Raw genomic sequence first — 14,739 nt, forward strand, 5'->3', positions numbered from 1 at the left:
ACACTGCCCGGGCCCTCGGGTGTTAAGTGTCGGAGGGGTAAGGCAAGATAGGTCTGTGAGCACAGCAACGGGCCCCGCAGAGGACACAGCCGCCAGCAATGAGAACGCGATAGAACAGGAAGCCGTCCCTTCCGAATCGGTCCGCGAAGAATACGAGAAGCTGGCTGACTCGGTCAGGAAGTACCGCTTCGCGTACTACCAGGAGGACGAAGCCCTGGTCTCGGACGCCGAATTCGACGAACTGTTCCGGCGGCTGGAGGAGATCGAGGCGCTGCACCCCGAGCTCATTGCCAACGACTCCCCGACGCAGGAGGTTGGCGGGGAAGTCTCAGCCGCGTTCGCCGCCGTCGAACATCTGCAACGGATGTACAGCCTCGAGGACGTGTTTTCCCTGGAGGAGCTGGAGGCCTGGCTCGCCAAAGCCGAGGCCAGCATCACCAAAATGGGGGACACGGTCGGTCCCGCGTGGCTGACCGAACTCAAGATCGACGGCCTGGCCGTCAACCTGTTGTACCGGGACGGGAAGCTGGTCCGGGCCGCAACCCGGGGTGATGGCACCACGGGCGAGGACATCACCCACAACGTGCTGACCATCAAGGAAATCCCGCAGGAGCTGACCGGCAGCGGATTCCCGCCTGAGATGGAAGTGCGCGGCGAGGTCTTCATCCCGTCCAAGGCCTTCGCGGAATTCAATGAGGCGCTGATCGAGGCCGGCAAAGCACCGCTGGCCAACCCCAGGAACGCCGCGGCCGGGTCCCTCCGCCAAAAGGATCCTGCGGAAACGGCCAAGCGTCCGCTGCGGATGTTCGTCCACGGGATCGGGGCGCGTGAAGGGCTCGAAACCCTGAGCCAGTCCCAGACCTACGCGTTGCTGGAAAAGTGGGGCCTGCCGGTCAGCCCGTACTTCGAGGTTCTCGGGAGCCTGCAGGAAGTGCTTGCGTTCATCAAACGCTACGGCGACAAACGGCACAGCCTGATGCACGAAATCGACGGCATTGTGGTCAAGGTGGACGACCTCGCCACCCAGCGCGCCCTTGGATACACCACCCGGGTGCCGCGGTGGGCCGTGGCCTATAAGTACCCACCGGAGGAAGTCCACACAAAACTGCTTGATATAGCAGTCAACGTGGGACGCACGGGACGCGTTACCCCGTTCGGGGTGATGGAGCCGGTGAAGGTGGCCGGGTCCACCGTGGGCATGGCCACCCTGCACAACCAGGACGTTGTGAAAGCCAAGGGCGTGAAAATCGGCGACATTGTGGTGCTGCGCAAGGCCGGCGACGTGATTCCCGAGATTGTTGGCCCCGTGCTTGCCCTGCGTGACCAGCAGCAACCGCCGGTACGGGACTTCGTGATGCCCACCGAATGCCCGTCGTGCGGAACCCCGCTTGCACCCGGCAAGGAAGGGGACGTCGATATCCGCTGCCCCAACGCCCGGTCCTGCCCCGCGCAGCTCCGCGAACGGGTCTTCCATCTCGCCGGCCGCGGCGGATTCGATATTGAGGCCCTCGGCTGGGAGGCTGCCATCGCGCTGACCGCCGGACCCGGTCCGGACCCAGCCACCAACGGTGGAAGGGTGGAGCCGGCTGGCGAGGGCATCCTGAGCGGTGAGTCCCGGCTGTTTGAACTGGCGGCCGATTCAGGACTGGATGAGCTGCGGAACAAGCTGGCCGACGTGAATGTCTGGCGGGAGAAGCGCGCCAAGGGTGTAGGTACGGGAACGTGGGATCTGGTCCCGTACTTCTGGACTAAGGCCACGGCCAAGTCTCCGTCGAAGCCCACGGCCACCACGGAGAAGCTGTTCAAGGAGCTCGAAAAGGCCAAAACCCAGCCCCTGTGGCGTGTCCTGGTGGCGCTGTCCATCCGGCACGTCGGCCCGCGGGCTTCCCGCGCACTGGCCACCGCGTTTGGCAGCATGGACGGCATCCGGAACGCCTCCGAGGAAGACCTTGCGCACGTGGACGGTGTGGGCCCCACCATCGCGGCGGCACTCAAGGAATGGTTTGCCGAGGACTGGCACCTCGAGATCATTGACCGTTGGGCTGCGGCCGGCGTCCGGATGGAGGACGAACGCGACGAGTCAACACCCCGGACCCTGGAAGGGTTGACCATTGTGGTCACCGGCTCCCTGCCTGACTTCAGCCGGGACGAGGCGAAGGAAGCGATCCTCACCCGGGGCGGCAAGGCAGCGGGTTCTGTCTCCAAGAACACCAGCTATGTGGTGGCCGGGGAGAATGCCGGCACCAAACTGGACAAAGCCGAGCAGCTTGGCATTCCCGTGCTGGACGAGGACGGCTTTCGGGAGCTCCTGGCGAACGGTCCCGCCGCGGTTTTGGACGGCGCCGCTGAATCCGTTAACATCCCCGGACGGGAAAACGCTGCCGAATTTCACGAGCCAGCCGAACCCGGCAACATTTCCGAATTTCGAGAGGTATCAGAATGAACCAGTCAGATCTCACCATTGAACTCCTTGCGGTGGCCAAGCAGGCGGCCGCCGCGGGCGCCGCGGTCCTGGCGTCACGTAACGGCGACGCCTTGGACGTGAGTAACAAGGGTGACGCCGGGGACTGGGTCACCGCCTTCGACGTCGCCGCGGAAAACGCGGTCCGGAACATCATCACGGCCGCCCGGCCGCAGGACGTCATCACGGGGGAGGAACACGGCACCACGCAGCCCGCTTCCCCCAGCGGCTATCGCTGGTCCATCGACCCGCTGGACGGAACCACCAACTTCATCAGGAACATTGTCTACTACGCCACCTCCGTAGCAGTCGCGGATTCCGACGGCGTCTGGCTGGCCGGCGTCGTCAACGCACCTGCCTTGGGCCGCGTCTATCACGCTGCCCGCGGCCACGGCGCGTGGCTCGAAGAGAGCGGCCGGCTGACCGCGCTCCAAGGACCGGTGGCGGGCCGCAGCGGCCAGATCCTGGCCACTGGCTTCAGCTACGATCCCGCAATACGCGTTGAGCAGGCAGCGATGCTGGGTGATCTTATGGACGGGTTCGCCGACGTCAGGCGGCTGGGCTCGGCGGCGTTGGACCTGTGCCTCGTGGCGGACGGAACCCACGACGCCTACGGGGAACGCGGCCTGAACGAACATGACTACTCTGCCGGGGCGCTGATCGCGGAGGAAGCGGGCTGCTGGGTGAGGCGTCCCCGCCTGGACAGCCCCCTCGACGGCGGGCCCACGGACGCGGACCGGCTTGCCGCCTGGACCTGCGCCGGAACCTTGGAGCTGGCCGGAAAGTTTCCGCTCTGACCCCGTCCCGGCACTAGCATTGTCAGGTGCAGCCGCAAATTAGCATCCGACCCGCCGTTGAGGCAGACTTCGACGCCATCGCCAGGATCACCGCAGGCTCCTACCTCGCAGCGGGATACTTTGACAGCGCGGACCACCCGTACATGCAGCAGATCCGGGAGGTCGCGGCGCGTGCAGCGAAAGCCACCATCTGGGTTGCCGAGCGGGACGGGCAGGTGGTGGGTTCTGTGACGTTGGCGCTCGCGGGCGAACCGTACGCCGACATCGCCCTTGCGGATGAGCTGGAGTTCCGGATGCTCGTGGTCGATCCCGCTGTGCAGCGCAGCGGTGCGGGGCTGGCCATGGTGAAGGCCATCATCGAGCACGCGAAGTCGCTGGATGGGATCCACGGAGTGGCGCTGACCACCGGCGCGACATGGGAGAGCGCGCACGGCCTGTACCGGAAGACGGGTTTCCGGCGCGTCCCGGCACGCGACTGGCTGGTTCCCGGCACCGACATAAAGCTGCTGGTTTACCGGCTCGATGTCTAGCCGCCCTAAAGTGGTGCCGACTCATTTTCAGCACTGAAAGGCCCACCATGCGCAAAACATTCGGCACCGGCTCCGTCTGGGAACAGACCCTCGGCTACTCCCGGGCCGTCCAGGTGGACAACACGCTTTACATTTCGGCCACAGCCGCGAGCGGTGAAGAGGGCATCGTGGGCGAGGACTTCTACACTCAGACCCAGTTCATCCTCCAGAAGCTCGGAACTGTCCTGGCCGACGCCGGGTTCAGCTTCGGGGACGTGGTTCAGTCCAAGCTGTACCTGACGGACATCACCAAGTGGGAAGAAGCCGGCCGGGCCCACGGCGAAGTTTTTGGCGAGATCCGGCCCACCCTGTCCCTGGTGCATGTCCTGCCGTTCCTGGACCCCAAGATGCTGGTGGAGATCGAGCTCGTCGCCCAGCAGAGCGCCGACTCACGGTAGGAAGGGAGCCGGCCTACCCGGGGCAGGGGAAACCGGCAGTAGCGCCCGCGACTGTTTCTGCAGGGTTATCCACATAGGCGTACTGCCTCCGGCATGTTGCCCGGCGCCTCTGTGATGCTGGAGGCATGGAAAGCGCAACGGCTCCGGAGACGGCGGAGGACCTGGCCCACCGTGGTTCGGACAACGTCGATCCTTCGCGCTCCGCGCCGGCCGGTGGCGCTGACCTCCTGCGTCAGGAGTACGACGAGTGTTTGGGCGCTTTGGCGGAGATCCGCCGTGAGGAAGCGATGTTGGCGGCGCGGAAAGCCCGGAGAGTTGCCCGGTGCGCCGAGATTGTCCGGGCCATGGCCCCTCCTGGCATGTCGCTGCAGGAGGAGGGTGCCCAGGAGATGGCTCTGGTCGCGGAGTTGGCGGGTGTGCTGACGGTCGGTGAGCCGGCCGCCTCCAATCTGCTGGCCGAGGCCCGCGAACTGACCACTGCCTTGCCGCTGACGTTGTCGGCGCTGCAAGCCGGGTCCATGTCGTGGCAGCACGCCCGGATCATGGTGGACGAGACCAGCGGTCTGGGTCCTGAGGGGGCACGGGCGTTGGAGGCGCACTTCCTGGACCCGGAGGCGGCGAACCGGGCGCGGGGCTGCCCGGCGGGTGAGATGGTGGCCGGCCGGTTCCGGGCGAAGGCCCGGACCTGGCGGGAACGGCACCACCCGGTCAGCATCGAACAACGCCACGCAAAAAGTGCCCTGGATCGGCGCGTGCTGTTTTCCCCTGACCGGGACGGCATGGCCTGGTTCTCAACCTATTTGCCGGCGGATACCGGGTCAGGGATCTGGGAACGGGCCACCACAGCGGCCCGGGCCATGCAGGGCCGCGACGAGCCCCGTACCCTCACCCAACTCCGGGCCGATATCGTCGCCAAGTGGCTCCTCGGCGGCCACGGCATCCCCGGCCAAGTCGACGGCACCGCGGCACATGTCGCCGGCGCCACCGCGGACAGCGGTAGCCTCACAGGCAGACTAGGCGCGGCGACAGGCCAGCCATCCGCGACCAGCCGCAGCACGGACGGCAGCTCGGCCGGCCTGACCGTTGGCCTGATAGCGACAGAGTTTGCTGGCCACCATGACGCAGACGGCGGCCCCAGCAGCGGTGTCCCGTCGCCGCGGGCCCAGGTCCTGATCACCGTCCCGGTGATGGCTTTACTGGGCGTGACGGAGGAGCCTGCGATGCTGGACGGGTACGGTCCGATCCCGCCGTCGATGGCCAGGCAACTGATCGCCGACGGCGCCGCCTCCTTCCACCGCGTCCTCATTGATCCCCGCGACGGCGCACCCTTGGAAATCGGGCGGACCAGCTACCCGGTCACCAAAGCCCAACGCCGCTGGCTCAGACTCAGGGACGGCAAATGCCCGTTCCCGGGCTGTTCCAACCAATCCCTGGACAACGACGCCGACCACGTCCTCGCCTGGGCCCACGGCGGAACCACCGGCATCTCGAATCTCGGCCAGCCATGCCGCCGACACCACAGGCTCCGCCACACCACCGGCTGGACACCCACCGGGGCAACAAAGCACGAACCGCCGGGCTGGATCTCACCCTCAGGCCGGCACTACCAAAGCGAACACCCCGACTGGGAACAACCAACCTGGCCGGACGGGCCACTCACATGGAATGCAGGCGTGTCTGATGAGTTAGGGGGTCCCGAGGATTTAGGCGTGTCTGATGAGTTAGGGGGTCCCGAGGATTTAGGCATGTCTGATGAGTTAGGGGGTCCCGAGGATTTAGGCGTGTCTGATGAGGTAGGCGGTCCCGAGGATTTAGGCGTGTCTGATGAGTTAGGGGGTCCCGAGGATTTAGGCGATTGAGGAAATGAGCCGCGGGGATGGCTACTGCGCAGGCAGCCCGTAGCGATGTTCCGGCCGTCCGGTGGTCCCGTACCGGAGTTGGATGTCGACGGCGCCGTCGTCGGCCAGTGACGACAGGTACCGCTGCGCCGTGGCCCGGGAAACCCCGACGCGGGTGGCCACCTCCGCGGCGGAGTACTGCTCGCCGGCAACCAGGGACTCCAAAACCGCCGCCTCGGTGGCGGACCGCGGTTTGGCCGCTGGCGTCACATCGCCGGGGATCAGCGCCCGCTTGGCCCGCTCCACTGCGCCCTGGTCCAGGACCCCCGGATGGCCCAGCAGCCTGCGGTAACGGGCATAGGAGCGCAGCTGCTGCGACAGCGATTCTGACGTAAACGGTTTGAGCAGGTACCCCAGGGCCCCGCGCCGAAAAGCTTTGCGAAGCGACTCGGAGTCCGAGGCCGCACTGAGGATGATGGTGTCCACGTCGAGTTGCTGCAGCAGGTCCAGCCCTGACGCGTCGGGAAGGTACACGTCCAACAGCACCAGATCGGGGCGTAGGCTATGGATCGTCTGCAGCGCAAGAGATGCCGTACCGACGGGCGCCAGGGCCAGGAATCCCGCCACCGAATCGACGTAGGCGGCGTGCAGCTTGGCCACGTGGAAGTCGTCGTCCACGATCAGCACGCGGAAGTCCTCAGGCATCGTCATCCTTTTCCGAAGTGGTCATACGGCCTGCAGGCCCGGTGTGAGTTCCGTCGGCGGCCCCGGTGTAAGTTTCGTCAGTGTGAGTTTCGTCCGTGATGCCCGAGACAGTTCCTGCCGTAGTGCCCGGCAAGGAGGCCATGAACACGGCCCCTGGTCCACCGGGTGAGCCCGTTTCCAGAACCTTGAGGTCCCCTCCTCGACGCCTGGCCAGTTTCCGGGCAAGTGCAAGGCCGAGGCCCTGCCCGCCGCCATTCGGGAAGCGACGCTTCCGGCGGCCTCCTTCCAGACCGGCACCGCCCAGACCGCCCCCATCGAGAACAGCGCCATCCAAACCAGCGGCGTCCATACCGGCCCCGTCTAGCCGGGCGGCCGTCGCCGTCGTATAGCCCTCCGCGAAGACGCCCTCGGCATCCGTCCCCGGAGCCAGCCCGTCGCCCGAGTCGGCGACGACGATGAGGAGGGTCCCGCCGTCGTCGTGCGGTTCGTCCAGCACCTCCACCTCCACCCACCGGTCCGTGGCGGAGCCTGCCACTGCGGCGTTCACCGCGTTGTCGATCAGGTTGCCCAGAACGGTGGTCACGTCCTGCGGCTCGGTAACCTGTCCGCGGACCAGGGTTTCGGGCCCGATCCGCAGGGTGACACCGCGTTCGTCAGCTTCCACCCCTTTGGCCCCAATAAACGCCTGAAGGTAGGGGTCCTGGAGCAGCTCGGCCTGGTCCACCGGGAATTTCAAGGGTCCCGTAGCAGCAAGTCCGGCCAGATAGTCGCGAGCCTGCTGGTGCTGCCCGATGCTCATCAGTCCGGCGATCGTGTGCAGCTGGTTGGCAAATTCGTGGCGCTGGGCGCGGAGGGCCGTGGACATGGTGCCCACGGCGTCGAGCTGGCGGGTGAGGTGCTGCAGCTCGGTGCGGTCCCGGAGCATCACCACCCAGCCTAGGTCGTCCCGGCGGTGAAGTGCCTTGCGCGCACTGGCCACCAAGACACGCCCGGCGGCCACGAGCTCAATGGCGTCAGCCTCCTCGGCGTCTGCCCTGGTCAGGGCTTTCAGCTGGCCGGGCACGGGCGCATTGGCCCACGACGCCCCCGCGAGGTCCGGCAGGTCCAGAAGGCGCTGCGCGGCTGCGTTGAAGACGCTGACTCTGCCATCGGCCGAAACGCCGATGACGCCGTCGTCCACCCCTTGCAGGACGGCCACCTGGTCGTGGACAAGGGTGCTGATCTCCTCAGGCTCCAGGCCCATGGTGAGCCGCCGCAGCCGGTGCCGCAGCAGGAAGGAAGCCAGGACGCCGGCCAGCAGCGCCCCCGCCGCGGTGAGGGCGACCGGTCCGATGTCCCGTTCCAGGCTCTGGCCCACAGTTTCCATGGAGTACCCCACGCTGACCTCGCCCACCACCGTGTCAGTCCCCGGCGCGTAGACGGGTACCTTGGCCCCGGCCGACGGACCCAGTGTGCCGGTATTCCGGGTGGTGATGTCCTGGCCGGCGAGGGCCTCGGTGGGGTCCGTGCTGACCTTCTCACCCAAGCGGGCGGGGTCGGGATGCGCCAGGCGCAGGCCGGTTTCGTCGGTGATCACCACAAACAGGGCTCCCGTCCGGATCCGCGTCGCCTCGGCGGCGGCCATCAGGGGTCCGGCACGGAGCTCGGCAGGCGGGGGAGTGCCCTCACGCTCACTGATGGCCAGCACGTCGGCCCGCACCGACGGGTCGGCGGCCACCGCCCGTGCCAGGGTCAGCGCCTGGTTTTCGGCCTCGCGGCCCACCCGGTCGTACGTCAGCCACGCGTGGACGGCCGTGCTCAGCAGCACCACCAGCAGGACCACGCCGAGCTGCAGGAACAGGGTCTGGGTGGTGAACCGGATCGGCGGCGTGCGCCAGGAACGCGGCATGGTCCTCCTCTCGTGCGGTAGTGCGTCTTGTCGGGCGTTGCACCTCGCCCCGGTCGGTGAGCAGAATGCGCTAAATGCTCCGAATAAGCAGTATGCCAATCAATTGAGCCAAAGGCACGGCCGTGACGGCGGCCACTCTACAGTCTGTAGCACGCGTCACACCGCTGTGCCGCTGTTCACAAAGAAGGAGCCCAGCCGTGCTGGTATTACTTGGATTCGCCATGATCGCGGTGTTCATGGTCCTGATCATGACGAAGAAGTTGACGCCGGTGCTGGCGCTGATCATCGTCCCCACCGTTTTTGGCCTGTTCGCAGGTGCCGGCCTTGGCATTGGCGGCATGGTCATGGACTCGATGAAGTCCATGACGTCCACCGCCGCCCTGCTGATGTTCGCCATCATGTACTTCGGCCTGATGATCGACGTCGGGCTCTTTGATCCGCTGGTCCGGTTCATCCTCCGCAAGCTCGGCAACGACCCCGCCAAGGTTGTCCTCGGCACGGCCCTGCTGGCCGCCGCAGTTTCCCTGGACGGCGATGGCTCCACCACGTTCATCCTCACCACCGCCGCCATGCTGCCGATCTACCTCCGGCTGAAGATGAGCCCCGTGGTCCTCACCGTCGTGGCAGGCCTGGCCAACGGCACCATGAACATCGTCCCGTGGGGCGGGCCCACGGCCCGCGCCGCGAGTGCCCTGAAGATCGACGTCAACGACGTCTTCGTCCCCATGATCCCGTCGCTCATCGCCGGGCTCGCAGTCGTCCTGGTCTTCGCCTGGGTCCTCGGACTGCAGGAGCGCAACCGCCTCCGTGCCACGGCACCGGAAATCTGGGGAACGCCGTCCTCGGCAGCACCTCTCACCGCCGAAGCGTTCGACGGCGGCACGCCTGCAGCCGGCAGCGGCGGCTTCCGCAATGGTTCAGTCGGCAGTGGTTCCGGCCGCGGTCCCGCACCTGTTCCCGCAACGGGAGGCCCCGCCGTCGGCGGTTCCCCGATCGCGGTCCTGGAACGAACCGAAGACCTCATGGAGGACCGCGACACCGGCATGGCGGGCACCGCCCTGGACCCCAATCGCAAGTCCCTCCGGCCCAAGCTGCAGTGGTTCAACCTGACCCTCACCGTTGCCGTCATGGGCATGCTCATCGCCAACCTCGTGCCCCTGCCGTACGTCTTTATGGTGGGCTCCGCCATCGCCCTGCTGGTGAACTTCCCCCACGTCAAGGACCAGGCCGCGCAGATCGTGGCCCACGCACCCTCAATTGTTGCCGTGGTCAGCATGGTCATGGCTGCCGCGGTCCTGACCGGCGTCCTCACCGGCACCGGCATGGTGGACGCCATGTCCGCATGGCTGGTTCAGATCATCCCGTCCAGCATGGGCCCGCTCATGGCCGTCATCACCGGCGTCCTCAGCATCCCCATGACGTTCTTCATGAGCAACGACGCCTTCTACTTCGGCGTGCTGCCGGTCCTGAGCGAAACTGCCGCCCACTACGGCATCAGCGGCGCCGAGATGGCCCGTGCCTCCATCACCGGACAGCCGTTCCACATGCAGAGCCCCCTGGTCCCGGCCATCCTGCTCCTGGTGTCCCTGGCCAAGGTTGACCTCGGCGACCACCACAAGAAGGTCCTGTGGCGCGCCGCAGTGGTTTGCCTCGTCATGTTGGGTGTGGCAATGCTGACCGGAGCCATCGGTATCGGTTAGTCTTATGCTGCCTGTGCCCGGTCCCCGTGACCGGGGCCACGGCACCGAGGTGCCCGTCTGACGCCCGCTGGGGGTCGTCAGACGGGCATCGACGTTTCCCCACTAGACTGGTTCGGAAAACAATCCGAACTTGCAGGGGAGATCCATGGCTGCGATCAACCGTGACGACGTTGCGCACCTCGCGCAGCTCGCTCACATCGAGATGAATGCTGAAGAGCTGGACAGGATGGCCGGCGAACTTGCCGTCATCGTTGATTCAGTGAAGTCCGTGAGTGAAGCCGCCGGTGATGACGTCCCGCGCACCTCCCACCCGATCCCGCTGACCAACGTGTTCCGCGAGGACGTTGTGGGCCATACATTCACCGCGGAGCAGGCACTCTCGGGCGCTCCGGATTCCGATGAGAACCGTTTCAAGGTCCCCGCAATCCTGGATGAGGCATAAACCATGACTGACACCAACGAACTCATCCGCCTCTCCGCCGCGCAGCTGGCTGAGAAGCTCCGCGCCGGCGAGGTCACCTCCGTCGAGGTCACGCAGGCGTTCCTTGACCGGATCGCGGCGGTCGACGGCGGCGAACGCGGTGTGAACGCGTTCCTGCACGTCAACACGGAAGAGGCGCTCGCGGTCGCCGCTGAAGTGGACGCCATCCGCGCCGCCGGCGGCGCCGCAGCCGAGGAGCTCAACGAACTCGCCGGCGTGCCGATCGCGGTCAAGGACCTCATCGTCACCATCGGCCAGCCCACCACGGCCGGCTCCAAGATCCTCGAGGGCTGGCACAGCCCGTACGACGCCACCGTGGTCAAGCGTCTGCGCGCCGCCAAAATGCCGATCCTGGGCAAGACGAACCTGGACGAGTTCGCCATGGGGTCATCCACCGAGCACTCCGCGTACGGCCCCACCCGCAACCCGTGGGACCTGGACCGGATCCCGGGCGGTTCCGGCGGCGGTTCGGCAGCCGCCGTCGCCGCTTTCGAAGCGCCCCTGGCCCTCGGCACGGACACAGGCGGCTCCATCCGCCAGCCCGGCGCCGTCACGGGCACCGTGGGCGTCAAGCCCACCTACGGCAGCGTGTCCCGCTACGGCGCCATCGCCATGGCCTCTTCCCTGGACCAGATCGGCCCGGTCTCCCGCACCGTGCTGGACTCCGCGCTCCTGCACCACGTCATCGGCGGGCACGACCCGTTTGATTCCACTTCGCTGCCGGATCCCCTGGACGACCTCGTCGCGGCTGCGCGCGTGGGCAACGTTGAGGGCCTGAGGGTCGGCATCATCAAGGAACTGCACGGCGAGGGCTTCCAGGCCGGCGTCGAGAACCGTTTCAATGACTCCTTGGAGCTGCTCAAGGAAGCCGGCGCGGAAATCGTTGAGGTGTCCTGCCCCAACTTCCAGTATGCCCTCGGCGCCTATTACCTGATCATGCCGTCGGAGGCCTCCTCCAACCTGGCAAAGTTCGACGGCGTCCGGTACGGCCTGCGCGTCCTCCCCGAGGACGGGCCCATGACCATCGAACGCGTCATGGGTGCTACCCGCGCCGCCGGCTTCGGCGACGAGGTCAAGCGCCGCATCATCCTGGGCACGTACGCCCTGAGCGCGGGCTACTACGACGCCTATTACGGCTCGGCCCAGAAGGTCCGCACGCTGGTCCAGCGCGACTTCGATGCCGCATTCACAGTGGCTGACGTCCTGATCTCGCCGACGGCCCCCACCACTGCCTTCAAGCTGGGGGAAAAGCTCAACGACCCGCTGGCCATGTACCTGAACGACATCGCCACCATCCCGGCCAACCTCGCCGGCGTCCCCGGCCTGACCCTCCCCGGCGGCCTGGCCGACGAGGACGGCCTGCCGGTCGGCATCCAGCTGCTGGCACCGGCCCGCCAGGACGCCCGCCTGTACCGGGTGGGCGCTGTCCTTGAATCGCTGCTGGAGGCAAAGTGGGGCGGCCCGCTGTTGGCCCAGGCCCCGGAACTGGCCCCTTCGATCGAAACCCAGGAGGCAAAATAATGAGCACTGACGCAACCCTGAGCTTCGAAGAGGCCATGGAGAAGTACGATCCTGTCCTGGGCTTCGAGGTCCACGTCGAACTCAACACCAAGACCAAGATGTTCTCCTCGGCCCCGAACGTGTTCGGTGACGAGCCGAACACCAACGTCAACGAGGTGGACCTGGGCATGCCCGGCGTGCTGCCCGTGGTGAACAGGACGGCGATCGAGTCCTCCATCAAGATCGGCCTTGCCCTGAACTGCAAGATCGCCGAGTCCTGCACGTTTGCCCGGAAGCAGTACTTCTACCCGGACACGCCCAAGAACTTCCAGACGTCCCAGTATGAAGACCCGATTGCCTACGACGGTTACCTGGACATCGAGCTCTCCGACGGCACCATCTTCCGGGTTGAAATCGAGCGCGCCCACATGGAAGAGGACGCCGGCAAGCTGACCCACATGGGCGGATCCGCCGGCCGCATCCAGGGTGCCGATTTCTCGCTGGTGGATTACAACCGCTCCGGCGTCCCGCTGGTGGAAATCGTCACCAAGCCGATCGAAGGGGCCGGTTCCCGCGCTCCCGAGCTGGCCAAGGCGTACGTCGCCGCCGTCCGCGAGATCGTCAAGAACCTCGGCGTATCCGACGCGAAGATGGAACGCGGCAACGTGCGCTGCGACGCGAACGTCTCGCTCCGCCCGCACGGCCGTGAACGCTTTGGCATCCGCTCCGAGACGAAGAACGTCAACTCGCTGCGCGCCGTCGAACACGCCGTCCGTTACGAGATCCAGCGGCACGCCGCCGTTTTGGACTCCGGTGAGCCGGTGGTCCAGGAGACGCGCCACTGGCACGAGGACACCCGCACGACGACGTCGGGCCGGGCCAAGTCCGACGCCGACGATTACCGCTACTTCCCGGAGCCGGACCTGGTTCCGATCGTGGCGTCCCGCGAATGGGTGGAGGAGCTCCGGGCCACCCTGCCCGAGCCGCCGGCAGCCCGCCGCAAGCGCCTGCAGGCTGACTGGGGCTACTCGGACCTCGAATTCCGCGACGTGGTCAACGCCGGCGTGATGGACGAGATCGAGGAAACCATCGCCGCCGGCGCCTCGGCGACCGTGGCCCGCAAGTGGTGGATGGGCGAGATCGTTGGCCGGGCCAAGAACGCCGACGTCGATCCGGGCCAGCTGGGCGTGCAGCCTGCCACCATTGTGGAGCTGAACCGGTTGGTTGAGGACGGCAAGATCAACAACAAGATGGCCACGGAGGTTTTGGACGGCGTGCTCGCCGGCGAAGGCACCCCGGCGGAGATCGTTGAAAAGCGCGGCCTGGCTGTCGTTTCCGACGACGGCCCCCTGCTGGAAGCCATCGACGCCGCCTTGGCTGCGCAGCCCGACGTCGCGGAGAAGATCCGTGGCGGCAAGCTGCAGGCCATCGGTGCGATCGTGGGCGGGGTCATGAAGGCCACCCGCGGCCAGGCCGACGCAGCCCGGGTCCGCGAACTGATCCTGGAAAAGCTGGGAGTGGAAGGCTAAGCCACCCGGTCTTAACCCAACTGGGTCGCAGTAGATGTCGTTTTGAACGCTCAAAACGACATCTACTGCGACCCAGTTTGGCGTTTGGGTACTTACTTTCCTGCTCCGCAAAGTACGCGTATTCAACCGGCTGCCGCGGTCCTACACTGAAGAATCAGGGCGCCGGTGCCCTGGGGTGCAGTAGGAGGTGGGTCATGCCAGTTCGGGAGCCGTTGAGGCTGCGCAAGGCAATGCTGGCCGGCGTGGTGGCGCTGGCGCTGACCGGGGCGGGCTCAGCCATTGCCTGGTCCGCCTCTGACTCGCCTACACCGACGCCGTCGGCCTCGGAGTCTGCACCGGGGAAGTCGGACAACGCGCCGGGCAAAGAGAAGCCCACAAAGTCACAGCGCCCGCAGCACCTGCACAGCGAAAGCGTAGTGAAGAAAGCGGACGGAACCTTCGAAACGGTACTGATCCAGCAGGGCACGGTGGAATCCGTCAGCGGCACGTCAGTCACCGTGAAGAGCGAGGACGGTTTCACCCGGAGCTACTCGGTCAACGCGGAAACAAAAATTACTAAGTTTCCGGCGCCTGCCGCGGATGGCTCGCCGGCAAGGGGCGACGACGGCAAGCGGCTTAAGCCCACAGCCGGGACTATCGCAGACATCGCCGCGGGTGACGCCGTCCGGATCTCGGGCGTGAAGACCGGAGACCAGGCCACCGCACAGCGGATCGTCGAAGGCGCCGGGACCGGTTCTGGCGAAGGGATGGGGATGGGCAAGGGGCTTGGCCTGGGTAAGGGACACGGCAAGGAATCAGGCAAAGGCCACGGGCGAGGGCTCGAAAAGTAAGTAGCAGCGGATGTCGCTTTGAGCCCCCATAACGGCATCTGCT

12 protein-coding genes are annotated in these 14,739 nt (G+C 66.4%); 10 read left to right on the forward strand and 2 right to left on the reverse strand.

Going from position 1 to position 14,739, the window contains the following annotated elements; translation table 11 throughout:
* The first annotated feature begins 109 nt into the window (after positions 1 to 109).
* From ligA to IAQ70_RS06885, 5 genes are all read left to right on the forward strand, one after another.
* Complete coding sequence (gene ligA, locus IAQ70_RS06865) at positions 110 to 2,443, forward strand: NAD-dependent DNA ligase LigA (protein WP_317983609.1); 2,334 nt, start codon at positions 110 to 112, stop codon at positions 2,441 to 2,443.
* Positions 2,440 to 3,258, forward strand: coding sequence for an inositol monophosphatase family protein (locus IAQ70_RS06870; RefSeq protein WP_190988570.1), 819 nt, complete (start codon positions 2,440 to 2,442; stop codon positions 3,256 to 3,258). The genes ligA and IAQ70_RS06870 overlap by 4 nt, the downstream gene beginning before the upstream one ends.
* Positions 3,259 to 3,284: 26 nt before the next feature.
* The gene (locus IAQ70_RS06875) at positions 3,285 to 3,788 is read left to right on the forward strand and encodes a GNAT family N-acetyltransferase (protein ID WP_190988571.1); all 504 of its coding nucleotides are present in this window, start codon (positions 3,285 to 3,287) and stop codon (positions 3,786 to 3,788) included.
* 47 nt (positions 3,789 to 3,835) lie between these two features.
* Positions 3,836 to 4,225 (forward strand): RidA family protein, encoded by a 390-nt coding sequence (locus IAQ70_RS06880; protein WP_190988572.1) that lies wholly within the window; start codon positions 3,836 to 3,838, stop codon positions 4,223 to 4,225.
* 125 nt (positions 4,226 to 4,350) lie between these two features.
* Entirely contained in the window at positions 4,351 to 6,084 is a 1,734-nt protein-coding gene (locus tag IAQ70_RS06885; protein ID WP_190988573.1) for an HNH endonuclease signature motif containing protein, read from the forward strand.
* Positions 6,085 to 6,105: 21 nt separating this feature from the next.
* On the opposite strand, the gene IAQ70_RS06890 is transcribed toward IAQ70_RS06885, so the two are convergent.
* Both IAQ70_RS06890 and IAQ70_RS06895 read right to left on the reverse strand, forming a co-directional pair.
* Positions 6,106 to 6,768 (reverse strand): response regulator, encoded by a 663-nt coding sequence (locus IAQ70_RS06890; protein ID WP_190988574.1) that lies wholly within the window; start codon positions 6,766 to 6,768, stop codon positions 6,106 to 6,108.
* Positions 6,761 to 8,656 (reverse strand): sensor histidine kinase, encoded by a 1,896-nt coding sequence (locus IAQ70_RS06895; RefSeq protein WP_190988575.1) that lies wholly within the window; start codon positions 8,654 to 8,656, stop codon positions 6,761 to 6,763. The genes IAQ70_RS06890 and IAQ70_RS06895 overlap by 8 nt, the downstream gene beginning before the upstream one ends.
* A gap of 197 nt (positions 8,657 to 8,853) precedes the next feature.
* On the opposite strand from IAQ70_RS06895, the gene IAQ70_RS06900 reads away from it, so the two are divergent.
* From IAQ70_RS06900 to IAQ70_RS06920, 5 genes are all read left to right on the forward strand, one after another.
* Positions 8,854 to 10,356 carry a CitMHS family transporter gene (locus IAQ70_RS06900; RefSeq protein ID WP_190988576.1) on the forward strand — a complete coding sequence of 501 codons (1,503 nt, stop codon included), beginning with the start codon at positions 8,854 to 8,856 and terminating at the stop codon, positions 10,354 to 10,356.
* Positions 10,357 to 10,501: 145 nt separating this feature from the next.
* The gene (gene gatC, locus IAQ70_RS06905; RefSeq protein WP_190988577.1) at positions 10,502 to 10,798 is read left to right on the forward strand and encodes an Asp-tRNA(Asn)/Glu-tRNA(Gln) amidotransferase subunit GatC; all 297 of its coding nucleotides are present in this window, start codon (positions 10,502 to 10,504) and stop codon (positions 10,796 to 10,798) included.
* A 3-nt stretch (positions 10,799 to 10,801) separates the two neighbouring features.
* Complete coding sequence (gatA, locus tag IAQ70_RS06910; protein WP_190988578.1) at positions 10,802 to 12,358, forward strand: Asp-tRNA(Asn)/Glu-tRNA(Gln) amidotransferase subunit GatA; 1,557 nt, start codon at positions 10,802 to 10,804, stop codon at positions 12,356 to 12,358.
* Positions 12,358 to 13,866, forward strand: a complete 1,509-nt coding sequence (gene gatB / locus IAQ70_RS06915; protein ID WP_190988579.1) for an Asp-tRNA(Asn)/Glu-tRNA(Gln) amidotransferase subunit GatB — start codon at positions 12,358 to 12,360, stop codon at positions 13,864 to 13,866. The genes gatA and gatB overlap by 1 nt, the downstream gene beginning before the upstream one ends.
* Positions 13,867 to 14,060: 194 nt before the next feature.
* On the forward strand, positions 14,061 to 14,696 hold the full coding sequence (locus IAQ70_RS06920; RefSeq protein ID WP_190988580.1) for a hypothetical protein: 636 nt from the start codon (positions 14,061 to 14,063) through the stop codon (positions 14,694 to 14,696).
* Positions 14,697 to 14,739: the final 43 nt, after the last annotated feature.

Origin of the sequence: Pseudarthrobacter sulfonivorans (genome assembly GCF_014712225.1) — a bacterium.
In the GTDB taxonomy this organism is placed as follows: domain Bacteria; phylum Actinomycetota; class Actinomycetes; order Actinomycetales; family Micrococcaceae; genus Arthrobacter; species Arthrobacter sulfonivorans.

Excerpts from the sequence above, each read along its gene's own strand:
- IAQ70_RS06885 (WP_190988573.1), top strand. The coding sequence starts at position 4,351 with ATGGAAAGCGCAACGGCTCCGGAGACGGCGGAGGACCTGGCCCACCGT.
- IAQ70_RS06895 (WP_190988575.1), bottom strand. The coding sequence starts at position 8,656 with ATGCCGCGTTCCTGGCGCACGCCGCCGATCCGGTTCACCACCCAGACC.
- IAQ70_RS06870 (WP_190988570.1), top strand. The coding sequence starts at position 2,440 with ATGAACCAGTCAGATCTCACCATTGAACTCCTTGCGGTGGCCAAGCAG.
- gatB (WP_190988579.1), top strand. The coding sequence starts at position 12,358 with ATGAGCACTGACGCAACCCTGAGCTTCGAAGAGGCCATGGAGAAGTAC.
- gatC (WP_190988577.1), top strand. The coding sequence starts at position 10,502 with ATGGCTGCGATCAACCGTGACGACGTTGCGCACCTCGCGCAGCTCGCT.
- gatA (WP_190988578.1), top strand. The coding sequence starts at position 10,802 with ATGACTGACACCAACGAACTCATCCGCCTCTCCGCCGCGCAGCTGGCT.
- IAQ70_RS06920 (WP_190988580.1), top strand. The coding sequence starts at position 14,061 with ATGCCAGTTCGGGAGCCGTTGAGGCTGCGCAAGGCAATGCTGGCCGGC.
- IAQ70_RS06890 (WP_190988574.1), bottom strand. The coding sequence starts at position 6,768 with ATGCCTGAGGACTTCCGCGTGCTGATCGTGGACGACGACTTCCACGTG.
- IAQ70_RS06880 (WP_190988572.1), top strand. The coding sequence starts at position 3,836 with ATGCGCAAAACATTCGGCACCGGCTCCGTCTGGGAACAGACCCTCGGC.